The following is a 19,536-nucleotide window of genomic DNA, read 5'->3' on the forward strand; positions in this document are numbered from 1 at the left end:
GACTATGCAGTCTTTTTTTGTATAAACGTTAGTTGTAACGAAAGCAGTACAACGTACGGATCGCTCAATCATTCATTAATGTTTCTAAGGAATAAGCTCATCACCGTTCATAAACGTTTGCAGGTCTTGATCCGCCTTCGATTGGTTGCAAGCATTGCAAGCACAGACGCAATTATCCGGCGTTGTATGCCCGCCCTTAGCACGTGGCAGCATATGATCGATCGTATCCCCTTGCTCCCCGCAAAAATAACAAATGTGATGGTCACGCTCCAAGATGTAGCGCCGGAATTCCTTATTGCTGAACAATCGGCGTATCGTATGGCGATTGACGATAACCGCAGCATGCTCCTTTACCAGCGTTATCGCAAGCTCTGGCTCAATTTCTTGATACCAGCGCCGTCCTTTATCCGTCTTGCCTCTCATCCAAATCGTACCTTGACGCGTAGGCTTTAGTGCTGCCGGATCATTCGGCAGCGTTATGGATGTCATCGGTGGAACCGGGAATGGTTTGCTGGGATGAGCTTTTCTTCGTATTGCTTTATAATCATTAGGTTGAACATCAGGCAATGGAGCTAAAGCCGCTTTCGCCTGCCTGCAAGCTCGGCATGCACCTCGCCTTGCACCAGCGCCGGCTCGTTTGCCCGTTCGCCGCAGAAACTCAGAGAGCGGTTTCGTTTCCTTGCAAATGGCGCATGGTTTGGCAGCAAGAGGTTCTGTATCATCCATCATTTTTTCCGGAGCATATGATTAGCTACGCAGCCGAATTCGTCCCCTCGTGTTTTTATACTATTGTAGCACTAATATAGGTTCGAGGGGAAAATAGCACATAACCTATGATTCCAATAAACCGTATTTCCTCTTGAAGCGCTGCAAAATGGCAATCCAGCTGCTCCCAAACACGGCGAGGAAAAAAACATTGGACAGCGCATGAGCAAGATCAAAATAAAAGCTTTGAATGTAGGCAACAAAAATCAAATTCCAGCTCAGCGCGTCCGGCAATCCGATGATAAACCAAATATTCATAATCCAGCCAAACAAGAAGCCCCATCCAAAACCAAATACGAGCAAGCCGGTCTTTGTTTTGATGAGCCAAGTATGCCGCAGCCACCCCGCACTAGCCCCGATCATCCCCCAGCAAAACATTTGCCACGGCGTCCACGGGCCTTGACCTAGAAAGATATTCGATACGACTGCAGCTATTGCGCCGATAATGAAACCCGATTCAGCTCCAAACACAATGGCAGCAATAATGATGACGAAGGATGTGGGCTGAACGCTTGGCAGCGGCGCAAACGGTACGCGGCTAATGGCCGCAATGGCCGCCAGCACAGCAAGGATAACAATCTCGCGCGCTTCGATCTTCCGTCTCTCAAACCTTGCAAAAAAAGGAATCATCGTGACAAATAGCAGCACGATACTTAGCATTAAATAATGATCATCGGTAATGGCAGAGGATAAGGCCATAGCTGCGATGAACAGTCCAATGCTGGCTAAGAACCAGAGCTTTATTTTGCCCACGTTGCAATCACATCCTCTGTCGTCAGCGCTTCTGGCAGCCATTCCCGCACCGTTCGATTGATGGCTGTTGTGTAAAAATAATTAGTACCAAAAAATTGCGCCGGCTCCGCCTCAGCAGATATTGCTCCATCAAACAGCATCGCGCAGCGCGTTGCATGCACGGCAGCAAATTCAATATCATGCGTGACCATGACTATGGTTTTGCCAGCTTGGCATAACTGCTGCAGCAGCTCCGCTGTTCGCTGCTTGGCTATGGGATCAAGCCCCTTTGTCGGCTCATCCAAGCAAAGAACATCCGGCTCGCCAAGCAGCACTAACGCGAGCGCCGCTCTCTGCTGCTCTCCTCCGCTCAAATCATAAGGATGCTTCGGCAAAATAGAGGAAATCTGCAGAGAATCGACAACCTGAGCTATTTTCCGATCCCGATCATCGAGTTTGGCGTAATCCGCCATTCGCTGAAGCTCCTCTTCAACTGTATCGTAGCTAAAATAAAGCAGTGGATTTTGCGCTAAATAACCAACTTTAATCGATTTATCCCGCTTCAACTTGCCTCGCTGCGGCTTTAATAATCCGGCCATCATTTGCAGCATCGTTGTTTTTCCAGCCCCGTTGCCGCCGAGCACCGCCAAAAACTCATGCTTGTACACGTTAAGCGACAGCTTCTTCAACACCTCTGCACTCGCTTTTTCGTATTTAAACGTTATTTCATCACAAGCAAGCAGCCATTCCTTTTTTTCGAGCTCGCTGCTTTCGTTGTTTCCTGATTGATTTGCGGCTATTGTATGTATCCCGAAAACATTGGAGAGCCACTTCTTCCCTTCACGCACGGTAAGCGGAATTTGATTTGCTTCTGGTAGATTGCCAGCCTTCTGGGCAGATAGAAACAGCTTTGTAACGGAAGGCAGGTATGGCATATCTTTTTGCGCTGCATCAGCACCAACGAGCCGGCATAGCTCCCTCGGCGGCGCGTCGTATTTCACTTTGCCTTCCTCCAGCATAATGATTCGATCTGCAAGTGGAATAACATCCTCCAGCCGATGCTCGCTTATAATAACCGTCATCGACATTTCCTGATTCAGCCGATAAATAAACTGCAGAAAATCTCGCGCCGCTACCGGATCAAGCTGCGAGGTGGGCTCATCTAATAGAAGCAGCTTTGGCTGCAGCAGCAATACTGAAGCAAGATTGATCAGCTGCTTCTGTCCCCCCGATATTTCATGAACGGATTTGTTAATGAGCTCATCCAGCCCAAAGAAATGGCTCATTTCGGCTAGTCTTTTACGCATAACCGCTTGCCCATAACCGACATTTTCCATGGAAAAAGCCAGCTCATGCCAAACCTGATCCATCACAATTTGATTTTCAGGGTTTTGAAATACCATGCCGATCTGTTCAGCCGCTTCGACCGCTGGCAGCTCCTCTAGCAATACACAATTATACTTAATGGTGCCTGAGCGTTTCCCCGTAGGCTGCGTTTCTTTTTTCAAGTGCCGAAGCAGCGTCGTTTTGCCGCAGCCGGATGCTCCACAAAGGACGACAAAATCGCCTGGCTTGATATTTAAAGTGATGTTATCGAGTGCTGCAACCGTTGATTCCGGATAATGGAACGTTAATTGATCAACCTGAATTACTTCCATGACCTTCTCTCCATTTCTTCAAGTACGACTGGTGTTAACAGAAAGGCGCAATAGCAAGCGTATGCAATGCCTTCCCCCCTATGGAACTGCATTGTTTCCAGACGCGGGTAAATAGTAAGCACACCAAAACCTTGCATCCAGCCCCAAATGCATACGAGTGCCATTGCTCCAAGAAACAATAGAACATACCAATCTCTACGATCCATACGATAGATGACATAAGAGCTTCGTTTTGCTGCGCCATACCCTCTAGCTTTCATAGAATCAGCGGTCTGAAGCGATTCCTCCAAGGACCAGGTCAATAGTACACGAACGAGCAGCATGCCGTCCTTGCTCCGTTTTTTCAAGCTGCCTTCGAGAATCGAAACCCCTTTTATTCGTTGAACCGTAGTAATTTGATCCAGTCTCCGCAAGAAAAGCGGTACGAACCGAATCGACATCGAGGTTAGCAGTGCAGTTCGCGGAGCGACTCGTGAAAATAAATACATCCATTTCTCCGTCGTAACAATCTGCTGAAACGATACAAAGGCTAATAAAATGCACAATAAAGAGAGCATCATCGTCACACCATATAAAATAGCTTCCAGCGTGATCGGCTGATCCATAAAATAAAATAAAATATGCCGCCCGCGATGAGAAAACAGCGGGTTGAGAACAGCAACCAAACCGCCCATTAGAACATAATAAGGAAGCAGCTTAAGCAGCCGCTTCCCTTCGCCATGAATGACAATAATAACCGTAATCGCAGCAAGTGACGTCAATAAGAAAACAGGATGAAATAAGAGCATGCCGAATGTAATGACTCCAGCATAATAACTGAAGCTCGTAACCGGATGTACCGAACCGAACGCACTATTCATCGAATTTTGCTCCTATATCCTCGCCAAGATCAGTCGTGTACAACCATTCAATAACATCGCCTTCATTAACCTTGTAAACCCCAGCGCCCTTGTTAGGAAACTCACCGTTTACTCGGTACATCCAGCCGCTCTTCGCGCCCAAATCGAATTCGTAAATATTGTCGATGCCTTCGATATAAGCACCGCCTTTAACACCTCTGTATTCCATTTGTATTTTGTTTTTTCTCGTAATTTTCTTCAATACATCAAGAACGGTATCATCCTTCTTGAACTCTACGACTGTTGGAGCAAGCACCGTTCCCGTATCCTTGTCCGCGACAATTGAAATCGTAACCGTCTGCACAGGATTCGGCGTTGCAACAGGCGTGACGGGCTTTGTCGTAGTCGTACCATCTGTTTTGTTTGGTTTCGCAGAAGCAGTAGGCTTCGTTTTTGGATCATCCAATTTCGGCTCATTTGTCTGCTTCGGCTTCGGGGAAGGCGTAACTTGCTTATCGCCAGCGTTGTCAGTTGCCTTCGCTTGATCTTTATCTTCGCTAGGCAACTGCGTTGCCTCTGCCGTTTCTGATGCTGAAGTACTCGTTGGCTGCTCATCAGCGGCTTTCTCCGCTTCTTTTCCCACTTGTCCTTCGTTGCTGGTTTGCACTTGATTGGTATTGGAATTAACGTTTTGTGCCGGACTGGCACAGCCAGCTAATAAACCAATAAACAGCCATAGGATGATTAAGCTTGGTAACCATTTCTTGCAAATCTTTGCCATCGTCTGTTTTCTACTCCTTTTTGTCTCATTCACACAAACCTTAACAATAAAAAAAAGACCCCCTTCTATTAGGGGATCTGCATGTCGAATGTAAGAATAGCAACCGTATATAACTAAAATATATGATGCGTCCTGCAAAACGATTACGCCTCCACATTCTTTACCCCCGAAGAATGAGAAACAAAATAAAAAAGGCAGGTTTCCTGGCTCGTGCGTCAACGCGATTCTCACACCTTCCCATCCTTGAATCGGACAGTGGCATTTGCAGAGAATCACTCTTCACATACAGTGGCGGGACCGCGCCGGCATTGAACCGGACTTCCCTATTAAGCAAACAAAAGCATGCTTTTGTTTGCACCTTCTCTATTCAATTATGCGATTATTTAATCAATCATATCGGGATTGCTGGGGTTTGTCTATATGGGATTTGAATGATTCGATCGCAAATAGCAGCTGCATCCTCTTGATCATGGGTGACGAACATACACGTAATTTGGGCTTTGTGAAGCAAACGCTTCAGCTCCTCCCGAATGCTTTGCTTTAAGTGAGAATCCAAACTGCTAAATGGCTCATCCATCAACAGCATCAAGGGAGACGGGGCAAGCGCACGAGCAAAAGCAACACGCTGCTGCTGACCTCCGCTAAGCTCATGCGGATAACGCTTGACGAAATCATTTAACTGTATCAGCTCCAGCATTTCATCCAGCCGTTTGAATCTATCTTTTCTTGATAATCGATGTAAACCAAATAATATATTTTGACCGACAGTCAGATGAGGAAACAATGCATAATCCTGAAACACCATGCCTATGCCGCGCTGCTCAGGCTGAATAAACTGCTGATCATCTACTAAAACCCTGCCGCCAGCGGCAATACGTCCCGAGGCAGGAATCTCAAGCCCGGCAATAATCCGCAGCAGCGTGCTTTTCCCGCAACCGCTTTGACCAAGCACTCCAACAACTTCACCCTTCTGCATTTGCATCGTAAAGTTTTCTAATACACTCTTTTTCCCATTATCATAGCTAAAAGAAACGTTAGTCAGCTCAAAAAAGTTCATCTGGATTTCTTCTCTCCCAACCAATGATAAACAAAAACAGTTGCCATTCCCACCGTGATTATGAATAAAGACGGTACCGAAGCTTGATGAATTTGCTCATCGCTTGCATATTGATAGGCTTTTGTCGCTAGCGTCTCAAAATTAAACGGGCGCAGCAGCAGCGTCAGCGGCAGCTCCTTCATAATTTCCATAAAGGTAAGTAGGAAGCCTGCTAATATGGATCCTTTTATTAATGGCAAGTCCACTTTGAAGAAAGTCGCAGTCATACCTATGCCGAGCGTTCTGGAAGCTTCAGAATAACGATTGCCTATTTTATCAAATCCCGCTTCCACCGCATTAAATCCTACACCAAGGAAGCGGATTACATAGGCGAAAATAAGCATCACGAGCGACATGCTGAGCACGAGCTTGCTCGATCCAAAACCTAACCATGAATAGACGCCGCTTAATTGATGGTCTAGGGAAATAAACAAAGCAAGCACGCCAATGGACAAAACAGCACCCGGGATAGAGTAGCCCATTAAAATTAGCTTCGTTGCTGCAAGCGGCAAAAGCGATCGATTCAGGCTGCGGCTTACATTTGCGACAATAACAGCAAGCAGCATTAACACGGTAATCGCAACAATGGAAACCAAAAGCGTGTTTGAGACGAGCTGCGCAAATTTGCTGTTCAATACATCTTGATATGTCCATGTCGCCCATACGAGGAGCTGAACTACTGGAATAGCGAACGAAAGGGCAAATATAACCGTGCTCACAAAAATAGCAGCAGCTGTCCCTAAATAGGATAACTTCCTTCGTTTAAGCGGATTAAGCTTGCTTGTCGCGGAATGATACATTTTTCGCCTGCGAAGCAGTCTCTCCATAATAAACAAACCAATGATAGCGCTCATTAGGAGTGCAGATAATTTTAGGGCAGAATCAACATCGTACATACCAAACCATGTTTTGAAAATTGTTGCAGTAAACGAAGCAATGCCAAAATGTTTTGTTACTCCAAAATCATTCAGTACCTCAAATGCGACGAGGCTGGCTCCGCCGATAATTGCACCCTGCGACAAAGGCAATACGATTCGAAAAAAGATATGAAGCTGCCCTTTGCCGAGCAATCTTGCGTTTTCTATGAAAGCTGCGCTTTGCTTCTCCATAAAGGTTTTGGTCATCAAATAAATGTAAGGAAACAAAAACATTGAAAATATGAAAATAGCGCCTTTCATGGACAATATATCAAAATAAGCTTGATTAGGGGTTACGCCGAGCGTATTTCGCATAAAAACTTGTATGCTGCCCGTATAGCTCAGCATAGAACCGTAAGTATAAGCTGCAATATATGGTGGGATTGCCAGTGGCAGCAAAAATGCAAAGTGAAAAAACTTCCGCATCGGGAAATCATAGGCTGCAACAAGCCATGCAAGCGACACGCCGATGATAACGGAGAAAAACACCGTTCCTACGACAAGATAGAAAGATTGAACGACTGAATCAAACAGCATATACTCTTTGATTTGCTGCCAGTTTTCATTCGGTTTGTCAAACAAACCGAAAAAAATATAAAGAGACGGAATAAGGGCCATGATGGCCCCTATTACGCTCAATATAACCCAGCCGTTCAATATTCTCTTTAAATTTCGCAAAGAGATGGAAGCCATCATTATTATTTCCAGCCTGCCTTAGCCAGAAGCTCGACAGCTTTTTTGTTATGATCGCCCAGCTTGGAGAAATCCAGCTTCTGTGTTTTAAAGTCACCCCAGCCCTTTAACAACTCAGGCTTTTCTGCAGCAGCATTTACAGGAAATTCGAAGCTTCCTTGCGTTAACAGCGTTTGCCCATCCTTGCCTGTCATGAATTCGATCAGTTTAACAGCGTTATCTTTATTCTTAGCATGCTTAGTAAAGCCTACGCCGCTGATGTTAAGATGTGTGCCTGTCGTTTCTTGGTTCGGGAAGAATACGCCAATTTTCTCTGCAACCTTAACCTCTTCCGCATCCTTCGAATTCAGCATTTGCCCAACGTAATAAGTATTCATAATCGCAACATCACCTAGACCAGCAACGACCGCTTTCGCTTGGTCACGATCTCCGCCTTCAGGATCACGAGCAAAGTTTGCTACAATCCCCTTCGCCCATTCTTCAGCTTTTTGCTCTCCATTTAGTTCGATGAATGAAGCAAGCAGCGATTGATTATAAAGGCTGGCAGACGAGCGCGCCAATACTTTCCCTTTCCATGCAGCACTAGCAAGATCTTCATAGGTGGATAGCTGCTCCGACTTTACACGATCTTTGGCATAAACGATAACGCGTGCACGGGTTGCAATGCCAACCCAATTGTTTTCGTTATCCCGCAGCTCTGCGGGTACATTGCTATCAACCGTTGTGGATTGTATCGGTTGAAGCACTTCATTTTGCTTCGCATAATTTAGAACGCCGCCATCTACTGTAATGAACAGATCTGCTTCTGAGCTTTCTCCTTCTCGCTTCAAGCGTTCAACGAGCTCTTCTGCTGTACCTTTAATTTCATTGACTTTAATGCCTGTTTCTTTCGTAAAGGCATCAAACAACTGGCTGTCAACATCATAGTGTCTTGCTGTAAACACGTTTACCACTTGCTCTTTGCTGTTATTCTTACTCGTATCATTACTTCCACCAGCTGCTTCAGTCGTTGCTGGGCTCGCCTCTGGCGATGGCGAAGAAGCATTCGTCTTATCGTTTCCTGCATTATTCGCTCCACAACCTGCTAATACGAGCACTGTCAGCATCGTTAACAATACGACACTTACGATATAATTCTTTTTCATCTTTGTCATACCTCTCGTTCCCACTTTTAATTTGATAATGAAAATCATTACCACAAACTCAACAGTTCCTATTGTAACCGACTAAAATGAGAAAATGCTGTGAAAATAAAAAAAAGCTACCCGACATTCATTTTCGGGTAGCTCGTTTAAAAACAGCCGAAACCGTTGTACCTTGATGAAGTTTACTTTCAATAAGCAAACTACCGTCATATCGTTGCACCAAACGGTTCGCAATCGCCAGCCCGAGTCCATGACCGCCGCTTGTGCCGCTCCTCGAACGGTCTGCGCGGTAAAAACGATTCATAACGAGCGGTAAATCCTGATCAGATATGCCAACGCCAAAATCTGTGACTTGAATGACAGCATCCGTTTCCCCTAACAAGCAGCATAGCTCTATCTTTCGGCTTTCTCCCGAATAGTTGACTGCATTATCAAGTAAGATGAGCATAATTTGCTCCAGATGCTGCTCAGACACAAATAGATTTACGTCTGACAAAAGACTCAAATCAGCATGAAAAGTGAACTCCGGATGAAGCACCTCTATATTTCTAATAAGCTGTTCCATCTTCTGCTTCGAATGGCTGCTCATCTCATTCCCGTAAGCCGGCTCTTTCTCCGCACGAGACAATGCGAGCAGTTCCTGTACAAGTCCTTTCAGACGAGCAATTTCCTGCGACGAAGCATGCAAAGACTCTTCCAGAACTGCAGGGTCATCCTTTCCCCAGCGCTGCAGCAGTGCGAGATGACCTTCAATAATGGCGATTGGGGTTCTGAGCTCATGAGAAGCATCCTCTACAAATTGTTTCTGTTGCCCGAACGATCGCTCAAGCTGATCCATCATTTCATTAAACAGCTTCATGAGCGTTGCAATTTCATCATTTTTATTTTCGTTTAGCTGAACCCTTTCTTGTAAACCCTTCTGCTTTACGCCGGTCATGGCAACATTCATCGCTTGAAGCGGCTTTAGCAGCTGACGCGCCAGCAATCCTCCGCCGATGCCGCTTATAATAATGGCACCGACACAGCAAATTAACATAATTCGAAAAAAAGCTGAACTAAGCTTCTCAAAATCCTCGATGTTTTTCACAATTTCGATTGTTCCATTAAACGAGAAGATCGTTAAGGGGCTGCGCATAAGCAGCAGGTTTTGGTCAAGAAACCACGACCCTTTGGCAGCTAAACTCGAAGAAGGATAAGCACTTAACCACTGCTCTGTTAGATTATCGGAGACAATCATGATCGGTGCTCCATCTTCATCAAGCACGCGTATTAGCTGATTTTTACCATTTACTTTTTCAAGAAAGCTACGTATTGAAGTCAGCTCCGATTCGTCGAAAGTGAACTCCTTTTCTAACAAATAGTTTAATACTTCCCGCATATCTTCCTGTGTAGCCGTCTCTGCTTGTTTCTTCATCCACTTCTCTACAAACATATATTGAACGGCATTGTACGCAGCAAATAAAAGAAATAACAGCAGCGCCGACCATAATGTCAGCTTCCACTTGATCGGTATTCGTGAGAAACTTACGCGCAAATTATTCATTTTTTCATCACATACCCAATACCGCGCAGCGTTTGAATGCAGCTCGTTCCTCCGGGGACATCTATCTTATTGCGCAAATATCTCACATATACATCAACAACATTCGTATCGACAGCCGCATCGTAACCCCATACGGTATCAAGCAGCGTTTCCCGTGAGAAGACACGGTTCGGATTTTGCATGAAAGCAAGCAGCAATCCGTATTCCCGCTTAGTCAACTCTATGATTTGTTCGCCTCTGCTGACGATTCTAGCGTCTAAATCAACACTTAACTCGCCAGAAGACAAAATGGAACGCTGATCTGATGCAATCATATCCTGTCGCCTAAATACAACGCGAAGCCGTGCAAGCAGCTCTTCAATCGCAAACGGTTTCGGGATATAATCGTCCGCCCCGCTGTCAAGGCCAGACACTCGGTCCGTAACGCTGTCTCTCGCTGTCAGCATAAGAATAGGTGTTGCTTTTGATTCGCGAATACGCCTGCAAACCTCAAGTCCGTCCATGCCAGGCAGCATAAGATCCAATAAAATAACATCCCATTCTTCTCGCAAGGCGCGCTCTAGACCACTATTGCCATCATAAGAAACAACTGTCTCAAACGATTCATGACGCAACTCAAGCTCAATAAAACGCGCTAAATTTCTTTCGTCCTCAATAAGTAAAATCTTTTTCATGGATTGACCCGCCTTTAGTATTGCAAATGCTTGTCTGCAGCATATTTTCAATCATTGTAATTGATAATTGTTCTCACCGTCAATCATTCTATCAAAAAAGAGACAGTCCATGTTGCCATAGACTGCCTCTAGTATTCAAATCTATTATTTCTGTTTGCTTACATGAACCCGTTTAATGAAGAAAGCAACGATCAAACCGATAATCGCAACAATCATAGCGAAAATAAATGCATTCTGAATTCCTGCTGTCAACGCAAGCGGAGCATTGGCTGGATCTGTTGGATCAGCCACATCCTTCATAAAGCCGGTCATTCCTGCGGTCATAATACTTACTGCAACTGCGGTACCGATAGCGCCAGCGACCTGTTGCAGTGTATTCATAATCGCCGTACCATCCGGGTACAACTCGCGCGGCAGCTGGTTGAGCCCGTTTGTTTGTGCAGGCATCCATACCATCGAAATACCGATCATCAAGCATGAATGAAGGACAATAATTAATGTAATCGTTGATGCTGTCGTTATGCCTGAGAAGAACCATAGCGCAGCGGCAACGATGACAAGACCTGGAATAACAAGCCACTTAGGACCAAACTTATCGAACAGGCTGCCCATAATGGGAGACATAATTCCGTTAATAAGACCGCCTGGCAGCATAATGAGGCCAGCTGTCAGTGCACTAAGACCAAGTCCACTGATCAAATACATAGGCAGAACGAGCATAGAAGATAAAATAACCATCATACAAATAAATACCATTAATGTTCCTACAACAAACATCGGATGCTTAAACGCCCGTAAGTTCATCATTGGCTGCTTCATCGTCAATTGACGAACAGCGAAAATCGCAAGGGACAAAATACCAACGATCATGGTCGCAATCACTTTTGTACTGCCCCAGCCGCCTTCACCTTCACCCGCGCTGCTAAAGGCAAACACGATGCCCCCGAACCCTAGCGTTGAGAATACGAGAGAAAAAATATCAATTTTCGGTTTTGTTATGGTAGAAACATTTTGCATATACATAATCCCGAATAATAGTGCAATGACTAGGAACGGAAGCGACAACCAGAAAATCCAGTGCCAGCTTAAGTTTTCAATCAAGAGTCCTGCAATCGTCGGGCCTACAGCAGGAGCAACCATAATAACAAGCCCAATTACACCCATTGCCGCTCCCCGCTTCTCAGCCGGGAAAATAATAAGAATTGTGTTAAACATAAGCGGCAGCAAAAGCGCCGTTCCGACTGCTTGGATAATACGCGCAGCCATAAGAACTTCAAAGCTTGGTGCGAGCGCCGCAACCAATGTTCCTAGTACGGAGAAACTAAGTGCTGCTATGAATAGCTGCCTTGTCGAGAACCATTGAAGCAGCAGCCCCGATACGGGAACCAATATGCCCAGCGTCAGCAAGTATCCCGTCGTCAACCACTGTACCGTTGGCGCCGTAATATCAAAGACGCGAATTAAATCGCTTAGTGCTACATTTAATGCCGTTTCACTAAACATTCCGATAAAGCCGCTTAATAATAATGAAATCATAATGGGGATTACTTTATATTTTTGCCCCGTATTTTGTTGCGATTCTGTCATTGTTGCTTGCAAGCCTTCCACTCTCCTATTATCTATCTAGCATTTATTCATGACTTCTCATAGAGAAGGACATTTATTAATGATATACGGCAAACATTTCGCTGCGGATAACAACGGCTGCTTGTCCCGATTCGTCAGCGTTAGAATGAGCGCACCTTCCAATAAGGAAACGGTGACGACGCCAACCTCATCTGCTCTAGTCTCTTCCATTCCAAGCTGAACCAGCCTCTCGGAAATCACGTTCTGCCATGCTGCAAATACACCTTGTCCAGCTGCTCTCAGCTTCTCGCTAATCGATGAGGTTTCGACTGCCATCCAGAAGCTAAACGGCATATAACCCTCATAATCAAACTTCTCTGCGTCATCAGCCATATCAAATACAAAAGCCTGAACGGCTTCAGCAGGGTCCTCATAATCGGCAAATTTCTTTCTCCATTTCTCAATCACAAGCTCCTTCGTGCAGTTAATGCATTCCAGCGCAAGCTCTTCTTTGCCGTTTGGAAAATAATAATAGAGAGATCCCTTCGGACAATCACTTTCTTTAATAATTTGGCTTAATCCCGTCGCATGATAGCCCTGCGTAAAAAAAAGCCTAGCTGCCGTATCAAGTATGGCATGCCTTGTATTATGTTTTTCCGACATTGATTCACTCCTCGATTATAACGATCGGTCTATATAATGAAAACATTGATCCGCTTATCAAGTCAACCTTTTTTTATATCCAGCGATCTTGCACCCAAAAAAAAGGCAGCCGAAATTATCCGGCTGCCTTCGCATTTAAACGGTTGATTTAGAAACGAGCAGCTGATGCTGCTGCTTCCTCAAGACCTTTTGCTACAATAGCTTCTGCTTGGTCAGGAAGTTGGTTGTGGCCTTCAATGATGATGCTCTCTAGGTTAGTCACACCGTAGAAGCCCATTACTGTGCGGATAAAGTTATGTGCCATTTCAACCGAAGCTGCAGGGCCTTCGGAATAAATGCCGCCGCGAGCAGTAAGCAATACGACTTTTTTATCGGTGATTAGACCAACTGGGCCTTCAGCTGTATATTTGAACGTTTTGCCAGCTTGTGAAAGGTAGTCGATGTAAGTGTGCAATACTGCAGGAACAGTGAAGTTCCAAAGCGGGAATGCGAAAACCACTTTATCCGCTGCAAGAAATTGATTCATATATTTGYCCGAAACAGCTACAGCTGCTTGCTCTTCAGGTGTAAGGTCATAACCGCGAGCTGCTTTGAAGTTGCCGTTAATCATATCAGCGTTCATGTAAGGCAAGTTTTCATTGAACAAATCAAGCTCAACCACTGTGTCTTCTGGATGGCTGGCTTTGTAGCTGTCTAGAAAAGATTGATATAGCTTAACGCTGACTGCCTGTTCGATTCCGCGATCGTTTGCTTTAATAAATAATACTGTACTCATTGTATATTTCCCTCCAAGATGTTTGTTTACTTTTTGTAAGTACCTTAATTGTATATAGTTTTAGAGCAACAATCATCGGTAAATAGACCGAAAAATCGACATAAAAAAACCGCCAAAGGCGGAGAGCTAGTCTTACGACTATAGTCTTACGTCAGCGTGTTATTCAGGTTCTCGCATTAACTGCACCGCGTATAACGCAGCTTGCGTTCGGTCCGTTAAATCCAACTTGCTTAAAATGCTGCTCACATGCGTTTTGACTGTTTTCTCTGCTACAGTGAGCGAGTGAGCAATATCTTTATTGCTCATTCCTTTGGTAAGCAATTGCAGCACCTCCAGCTCTCTCGGAGTCAATATTTCACTTAACTCACGAATAGGCAGCCCTTTCACCGAACTAATCTGCGGCGATACTTGAGCGAGTAACGCACTCGCTATATCCGGATGCAGCTGAATATTTCCTTTATAGGCGCTGCGAATCGCTTCTGCAAGCTGATCAGGCTCTACATCCTTCAGCATATACCCAGCAGCTCCGGATTGTAGAGCAGGCACGATATGACTGCGATCCGAGAAGCTGGTGAGCACAAGCACTTTAATATCCGGATTTTGCCTAGCGATTAAATTGCTCGCTTCGATCCCGTCCATAACCGGCATGTTCAGATCCATCAGTATGATATCAGGCTTAAGTTCAGCAGCTTTTTCTACCGCCTCCTTGCCGTTATTCGCTTCACCCACCAGCTCAAAATCAGGCTGCATGCTTAGAAAAAAAGAAATTCCCTTCAACACAATTTGATGATCATCAACGAGCAATATTTTTATCGTCAAAACAGTTCCTCATTCCTCTTCCCACATTTCCATTTCCGTTGCAATCGGTATAACAGCTGTCACCATTGTAGGCTGCCCTTTTCCGCCCGCTATCGTTAGCTCTCCGCCAAGCGTTTCTGCACGTTCCCGCATCGTTAGCATTCCCATGGTCAGTTTTCCTTTACGCTTCTCTTGCGAAAAACCGCGGCCTCGATCCAAAATTTCCAAGCAGGCGCGAGACTCTGTTTTGATGAGCCGCACATAAACGGTATTCGTATCTGCATGTTTCCTTACATTATTAAGCGCCTCTTGTCCGATTCTCCAAAGGGCTTCTTCAATCGCACGCGGAAGCTCGCGAACACCCTCCACCTTCTCATACACGGTTAAATCCATGCTCTTGCCATATTGCTTAAGCGCAGTAATCAACCCATGCTCAAGACCTGCCGGCCGCAGCTGCCATATCAGCGTTCTCATTTCCTTCAGCGCTTCCTGTGACAGCTGTCTTATTTCTTGCAATGATCGTTCCACGACAGGTTCTTTGCCTGCCAGCACCGTCTCGGCGCCCTTCGCTAGAAAGGATAAAGAGAAAACCTTTTGAATAACCGAATCATGCAAATCTCTAGCCATTCGATTTCGCTCTTCCATGCGCGCGAGCTCGCGCCGCTGCTCATATACCCGCAAATTTTCTACGCTTAACGTGAAATGATCCCCAAGCGAATACATGAAGTCCTCTAAGTAATCATCAAACTGCTTGCCTAACTGGCTGCTTACAAACAGAACGCCAATAGGGCGGCTGCGAATGCGAAGCGGTATTGCGACTGCTGATGAGAACGGTGGTATCCCTATGGATGATAAAGACGAGCAGGAATTGCTGTCGCATTCGGACTGTTTGACAAGACGATTCTCATGAAACGCTTTGCTCACCATCCCGCCTTGATCGATGGCAAGTGAAAGCCACTCTTTTCGGACATGATTGTCTGTATAATGTGCGCGAAGCGATAATTGCTCTTGTTCATACATAAATAACGATACATGCTGCCAGTTGAACGTATCGCCTATATGGCTCACCGCTTGCAGCGGCAGATGGTTTATATCTTGTATGGCATTTATTTTCTGAATAACATCACCAAGCTTTGCATAATGAATCGCATGCTGCTCCTGCACCTGATACAGGCGGATTCGCTTAATCGCCGTCCCGATCTGATAAGCGACGGCTTGCAGAAGTGCAAGCTCCTCCTCAGTAAAACGATCCTTGCCAGCTTCAGCAACATTTAACAACCCGAATTGATCCGTTCCTGCTCTTAGCGGAACCGTCGCATGATGAGTAACACCTTCATTATCACCAAGCTTGTTCGTGATGGCATATGTAATTCTTGAGCATTCTATAATATTTACCGCTTGATCCAGCTTGTTTTGCTTAAAGCTTTCAATGCACCAGCAAACCTCGCCGCACATGACCGCCTGATTGTTTGCCGCCAATCCTTGAGGCAAATTATGTGTAGCCGCACAAAGGTTTTCACTTTTATTGTCAATCATAAATATCCAGCCCGTAGTAAAACCTGTAACCTGAAGCAGCTTGGCAAGCACATCATTCAGCATTTGATCCATGTCGTTTGTGCTGTTAAGTGTCTCTGCTATCTCCTTCAATGCGACCAGCTCATAAGCTCTTTTTTCTCTGGACATGCTTCCACTTCCTTCTAAGCACACATTATACACCTTCCTGAACAGCAAAAAAAAGAGCCGATCCAAAGCAGCTTGCACTGCTTAAGCTGGATGGCAGGCTCTTTGGATTAGCGCTTTCGAAACGGCTTTTTGATCAAAAGAATATAACAGGCTACAGCACCCAGCTCTGTAATGGCTATCCAAATCCCCATAGGGAGCGCATTTGCGCTGCCGCCAAGCCCTACGAGCGGTGAAATAATGCCCCCAAATGTGAAGGATAATAACCCGAGCAATGCAGATGCGCTACCCGTGAGCCGGCAATGTATGCAAACATAGCAGCCATAACAAGGCCCTGCGCCAGCGCCGGCAAATACATGTCAAGGGACAACGGCCCAAACGCGGAGAGCGATCCAAGCAAGAGGATCAGCCAAAGCCGTTTAATGCCAGCGGATTGATTTTGAGCTTGGATTTTTTTCTGAGCAAGCAAGTAGGGCATCTCCTTCTGTGGCACTTTTTCCTTGATCCACTTTATCACCTTTCATTATTTGTTCCAATAGAAAAGTCGTTTCATCAAATATTTGTCCTCTTTTGTTTTGTTTGTTATGATTGAGCTAATAATGTCGTTTAACGTAGCATCTTGTAGCTACCATTTAGGAGGATCACATGCAAAAGATTAAAATTTTCTCCGGCACTTCGAACCAGAAGTTGGCTGAGGAGTTATGTAAAGAACTTGAGCTCCCGCTAGGCAATGTTGCAATATCAAGGCATCAAAGCGGTGAGATTCATGTTTCATACGGAGAACCTATTCGTACTTGTGACGTATTCATCGTCCAATCACTTTCCCATCCCGTAAATGAGCATTTAATCGAAACTCTCGTCATGATAGACGCTGCCAAACGAGCATCAGCGAAAACCATTAATATCGTTATGCCATACTATGGTTATGCACGTCAGGAAAGAAAATCGGCACCGCGAGAGCCCATCTCCGCTAAGATGGTAGCCGATGTATTGACTACCGTTGGAGCAAACCGAATCATCACCGTCGATTTGCATGCTGATCCGATTCAAGGCTTCTTCGATATTCCAGTCGATCATTTAACGGCGCTTGATTTGATCATTGATTATTTGCGAAGCAAAAACATCAAAAACCCTGTTGTCGTATCGCCAGATGCGGGCCGAGCTACAACAGCCGAGAAACTTGCCGGCTTGCTGGACTGTCCATTTGCGATCATGATCAAAAATCGTCCCGCTCATAATCAGTCTGAAATCACGCATATCATCGGTGATGTTGAAGACATGACACCAATTATTATTGAAGACTTAATTGATACAGGCAGCACAATTGTAAACGTCGTAGAGGCGCTTAAGAAAAAAGGTGCGCATGATTCCTACATATGTGCAACGCATGGCCTGTTCTCAGCCAATGCGCTTGAGAAGCTGGATCATCCGAACATCCGCGAAGTCGTTATTACAGATACGATCAGTATCGGTCAAGAGCATTCGAGTAAATTTGTCGTACTGCCGATGTCCCCGCTCCTTGCAACCGCCATTAAAATCATTACCGAAGGCGGCTCGATTGCAACGTTGTTTAAATCAGGCTCATAGGCCGTTAGTAAAGCAAAATAACATATAACATCAATTGTACCCCCTTGCTCTTTCGCAAGGGGGTATTTATTTTGCATGCGTATAGCTATGGTAAACCGTGGCAAAATAGGTGTATCAATCAAGACGGCAGCGAGGATGGGAGGACGCAAACAATGGATCAAACAGAACCTATCAGCTCAGACCTGACAGTAAACATAGAACGTATAAGAGAAATTTTTTCTGATACAAGCGATTTAGTCATAAGGAATCTAACGATCAAGCAAACAACTGAGCAAGCAGCACTCATCTACATCGATGGGCTGACAGATGGAGCAGCAATTAATAGTGATGTCCTTCGTCCCTTGCAGCTAGATTCGAGCGGGGGAAAACCCGGTGATGAGTTAATGATGACCATTGGACAAATCGTACCCGAAACGGATTGGTACCAAATTGAGATAGCAATACTGCACGGTAAATCCATATTATTCGTGAGCGGCAGAGAGGCGGCCTATGTGCTTGGCACAAGCGGCTGGCCGCAGCGGTCAATTGAAGATCCACAAATGGAAGCCTCCTTAAAAGGCGCCCATCAAGGCTTTGTCGAAACCAGTGGCCAAAATATCGCTATGATAAGACGTTATATCCCGAATCGCGAATTAAAAATGAAACGGCTGATTGTCGGTCGGCGCGGCCAGACCTCCGTAACGATTATTTATCTGGAGGATGTAATGAATCCTCAATTGTTAAACGATCTTAAAGATCGCATTCAAAAGATTGACGTAGATGTCATTTTAAACACGGGTGAGCTGGCAGAGCTGATCGAGGATAATCCCTACTCACTCTTCCCGCAATTCGTTCTTACTGAGCGGCCAGATTCTGCAGCATCGCAAATTTTGCAAGGAAGATGTGTCGTTGTCGTTGACCGCTCGCCAAGCGTACTCGTTGCTCCAGTCAGCTTCTACTCTTATTTCCAAAGTATCGACGATTATAGTACTCGTTGGTCCATTGCAACCTTTTTGAGGCTGCTGCGAATGTTTGCATTTATTACTGCTACATTTTTGCCTGCCTTTTATATCGCAGTTGTTTCCTTCCATATCGAGATCATTCCAATGAAGCTGCTGCTCACCCTAGGAGAATCACGTGGACAAGTACCGTTTCCACCTTTTGTGGAGGCCATTCTAATGGAAATCACTTTGGAAATGCTCCGTGAAGCTGGCGTCCGGCTGCCTGCCCCCGTTGGCCAGACCGTTGGCATCGTTGGGGGTATTGTGCTTGGACAAGCTGTCGTTCAAGCTGGCTTAATAAGCAATGTTATGGTTATTGTTGTAGCATTTACGGCCATTTCTTCATTTATTTTGCCAAACTACGATATGGTTGCAGCCGTTCGCTTAATTCGTTTCATGCTCATGATTTTATCCTCACTGTTCGGGTTTGTTGGGATTATTGTTGGTTTGATGACGATGATCGCTCATTTATTAACGCTTAAATCGCTAGGCATGCCATATGGAAGCCCACTGGCTCCGCTCCGTTTCTCAGATTTGAAGGACACCCTAATTCGAGCGCCATTATGGCTGATGGAAAAGAGACCAAAAAACGCGCTCCCGCTTCAAGAAAAACGTCAAACAAACACTCGGAAGGAGGATTGAGC

Annotated in this window: 17 protein-coding genes, 1 pseudogene and 1 riboswitch; of the genes and pseudogenes, 2 read left to right on the forward strand and 16 right to left on the reverse strand. The window is 45.3% G+C overall.

The features are described from left to right. Nucleotides 1–84 precede the first annotated feature (84 nt). From AB4Z45_RS20030 to AB4Z45_RS20105, 16 genes and pseudogenes are all read right to left on the reverse strand, one after another. A complete protein-coding gene (locus AB4Z45_RS20030) occupies nucleotides 85–729 on the reverse strand; it encodes an HNH endonuclease (protein ID WP_441911091.1) in 645 nt (214 codons plus the stop codon). Between the two features lie 102 nt (nucleotides 730–831). Continuing rightward, nucleotides 832–1,518, reverse strand: a complete 687-nt coding sequence (locus tag AB4Z45_RS20035; protein ID WP_441911093.1) for an ECF transporter S component — start codon at nucleotides 1,516–1,518, stop codon at nucleotides 832–834. Next, nucleotides 1,506–3,155 (reverse strand): ABC transporter ATP-binding protein, encoded by a 1,650-nt coding sequence (locus AB4Z45_RS20040; protein ID WP_441911095.1) that lies wholly within the window; start codon nucleotides 3,153–3,155, stop codon nucleotides 1,506–1,508. The genes AB4Z45_RS20035 and AB4Z45_RS20040 overlap by 13 nt, the downstream gene beginning before the upstream one ends. Beyond that, nucleotides 3,146–4,015: an energy-coupling factor transporter transmembrane component T gene (locus AB4Z45_RS20045; RefSeq protein WP_441911097.1), complete on the reverse strand. Its 870-nt coding sequence runs from the start codon at nucleotides 4,013–4,015 to the stop codon at nucleotides 3,146–3,148. Before AB4Z45_RS20045 ends, AB4Z45_RS20040 begins: the two co-directional genes overlap by 10 nt. Further along, entirely contained in the window at nucleotides 4,008–4,775 is a 768-nt protein-coding gene (locus tag AB4Z45_RS20050) for a DUF4430 domain-containing protein (protein WP_441911099.1), read from the reverse strand. Before AB4Z45_RS20050 ends, AB4Z45_RS20045 begins: the two co-directional genes overlap by 8 nt. Nucleotides 4,776–4,951: 176 nt before the next feature. Then, nucleotides 4,952–5,152, reverse strand: a riboswitch (cobalamin riboswitch). A 14-nt stretch (nucleotides 5,153–5,166) separates the two neighbouring features. Further along, a complete protein-coding gene (locus AB4Z45_RS20055) occupies nucleotides 5,167–5,832 on the reverse strand; it encodes an ABC transporter ATP-binding protein (protein WP_441881663.1) in 666 nt (221 codons plus the stop codon). Then, nucleotides 5,829–7,484, reverse strand: coding sequence for an ABC transporter permease (locus AB4Z45_RS20060; RefSeq protein WP_441911101.1), 1,656 nt, complete (start codon nucleotides 7,482–7,484; stop codon nucleotides 5,829–5,831). Before AB4Z45_RS20060 ends, AB4Z45_RS20055 begins: the two co-directional genes overlap by 4 nt. A 2-nt stretch (nucleotides 7,485–7,486) precedes the next feature. Further along, nucleotides 7,487–8,626 (reverse strand): Fe(3+) ABC transporter substrate-binding protein, encoded by a 1,140-nt coding sequence (locus tag AB4Z45_RS20065; protein WP_441911102.1) that lies wholly within the window; start codon nucleotides 8,624–8,626, stop codon nucleotides 7,487–7,489. A gap of 127 nt (nucleotides 8,627–8,753) precedes the next feature. After that, on the reverse strand, nucleotides 8,754–10,169 hold the full coding sequence (locus AB4Z45_RS20070) for an ATP-binding protein (RefSeq protein WP_441911104.1): 1,416 nt from the start codon (nucleotides 10,167–10,169) through the stop codon (nucleotides 8,754–8,756). Further along, complete coding sequence (locus tag AB4Z45_RS20075; RefSeq protein WP_441911105.1) at nucleotides 10,166–10,843, reverse strand: response regulator transcription factor; 678 nt, start codon at nucleotides 10,841–10,843, stop codon at nucleotides 10,166–10,168. Before AB4Z45_RS20075 ends, AB4Z45_RS20070 begins: the two co-directional genes overlap by 4 nt. 144 nt (nucleotides 10,844–10,987) lie before the next feature. After that, on the reverse strand, nucleotides 10,988–12,430 hold the full coding sequence (locus AB4Z45_RS20080) for a DHA2 family efflux MFS transporter permease subunit (RefSeq protein WP_441911139.1): 1,443 nt from the start codon (nucleotides 12,428–12,430) through the stop codon (nucleotides 10,988–10,990). Between the two features lie 57 nt (nucleotides 12,431–12,487). Then, nucleotides 12,488–13,072, reverse strand: a complete 585-nt coding sequence (locus tag AB4Z45_RS20085) for a TetR/AcrR family transcriptional regulator (protein ID WP_441911107.1) — start codon at nucleotides 13,070–13,072, stop codon at nucleotides 12,488–12,490. Between the two features lie 148 nt (nucleotides 13,073–13,220). Then, nucleotides 13,221–13,847, reverse strand: a complete 627-nt coding sequence (locus AB4Z45_RS20090) for an FMN-dependent NADH-azoreductase (protein ID WP_441911109.1) — start codon at nucleotides 13,845–13,847, stop codon at nucleotides 13,221–13,223. 159 nt (nucleotides 13,848–14,006) lie between these two features. Beyond that, on the reverse strand, nucleotides 14,007–14,666 hold the full coding sequence (locus AB4Z45_RS20095; RefSeq protein ID WP_076266668.1) for a response regulator: 660 nt from the start codon (nucleotides 14,664–14,666) through the stop codon (nucleotides 14,007–14,009). A gap of 9 nt (nucleotides 14,667–14,675) precedes the next feature. Beyond that, entirely contained in the window at nucleotides 14,676–16,328 is a 1,653-nt protein-coding gene (locus AB4Z45_RS20100) for a GAF domain-containing protein (RefSeq protein ID WP_441911111.1), read from the reverse strand. Nucleotides 16,329–16,665: 337 nt separating this feature from the next. Continuing rightward, nucleotides 16,666–16,803 (reverse strand): annotated as a pseudogene (locus tag AB4Z45_RS20105) (MFS transporter); the annotation flags it as partial. A 167-nt stretch (nucleotides 16,804–16,970) separates the two neighbouring features. On the opposite strand from AB4Z45_RS20105, the gene AB4Z45_RS20110 reads away from it, so the two are divergent. Beyond that, a complete protein-coding gene (locus tag AB4Z45_RS20110; protein ID WP_076266664.1) occupies nucleotides 16,971–17,912 on the forward strand; it encodes a ribose-phosphate diphosphokinase in 942 nt (313 codons plus the stop codon). A gap of 152 nt (nucleotides 17,913–18,064) precedes the next feature. Then, nucleotides 18,065–19,534, forward strand: coding sequence for a spore germination protein (locus AB4Z45_RS20115; RefSeq protein WP_441911113.1), 1,470 nt, complete (start codon nucleotides 18,065–18,067; stop codon nucleotides 19,532–19,534). Nucleotides 19,535–19,536 lie beyond the last annotated feature (2 nt).

This window comes from Paenibacillus sp. MCAF9 (assembly GCF_052114265.1).
Lineage (GTDB): Bacteria > Bacillota > Bacilli > Paenibacillales > Paenibacillaceae > Pristimantibacillus.

Excerpts from the sequence above, each read along its gene's own strand:
- AB4Z45_RS20050 (WP_441911099.1), bottom strand. The coding sequence starts at position 4,775 with ATGGCAAAGATTTGCAAGAAATGGTTACCAAGCTTAATCATCCTATGG.
- AB4Z45_RS20085 (WP_441911107.1), bottom strand. The coding sequence starts at position 13,072 with ATGTCGGAAAAACATAATACAAGGCATGCCATACTTGATACGGCAGCT.
- AB4Z45_RS20110 (WP_076266664.1), top strand. The coding sequence starts at position 16,971 with ATGCAAAAGATTAAAATTTTCTCCGGCACTTCGAACCAGAAGTTGGCT.
- AB4Z45_RS20100 (WP_441911111.1), bottom strand. The coding sequence starts at position 16,328 with ATGTCCAGAGAAAAAAGAGCTTATGAGCTGGTCGCATTGAAGGAGATA.
- AB4Z45_RS20070 (WP_441911104.1), bottom strand. The coding sequence starts at position 10,169 with ATGAATAATTTGCGCGTAAGTTTCTCACGAATACCGATCAAGTGGAAG.
- AB4Z45_RS20075 (WP_441911105.1), bottom strand. The coding sequence starts at position 10,843 with ATGAAAAAGATTTTACTTATTGAGGACGAAAGAAATTTAGCGCGTTTT.
- AB4Z45_RS20060 (WP_441911101.1), bottom strand. The coding sequence starts at position 7,484 with ATGATGGCTTCCATCTCTTTGCGAAATTTAAAGAGAATATTGAACGGC.
- AB4Z45_RS20065 (WP_441911102.1), bottom strand. The coding sequence starts at position 8,626 with ATGAAAAAGAATTATATCGTAAGTGTCGTATTGTTAACGATGCTGACA.
- AB4Z45_RS20055 (WP_441881663.1), bottom strand. The coding sequence starts at position 5,832 with ATGAACTTTTTTGAGCTGACTAACGTTTCTTTTAGCTATGATAATGGG.
- AB4Z45_RS20045 (WP_441911097.1), bottom strand. The coding sequence starts at position 4,015 with ATGAATAGTGCGTTCGGTTCGGTACATCCGGTTACGAGCTTCAGTTAT.
- AB4Z45_RS20080 (WP_441911139.1), bottom strand. The coding sequence starts at position 12,430 with ATGACAGAATCGCAACAAAATACGGGGCAAAAATATAAAGTAATCCCC.
- AB4Z45_RS20115 (WP_441911113.1), top strand. The coding sequence starts at position 18,065 with ATGGATCAAACAGAACCTATCAGCTCAGACCTGACAGTAAACATAGAA.
- AB4Z45_RS20030 (WP_441911091.1), bottom strand. The coding sequence starts at position 729 with ATGATGGATGATACAGAACCTCTTGCTGCCAAACCATGCGCCATTTGC.
- AB4Z45_RS20040 (WP_441911095.1), bottom strand. The coding sequence starts at position 3,155 with ATGGAAGTAATTCAGGTTGATCAATTAACGTTCCATTATCCGGAATCA.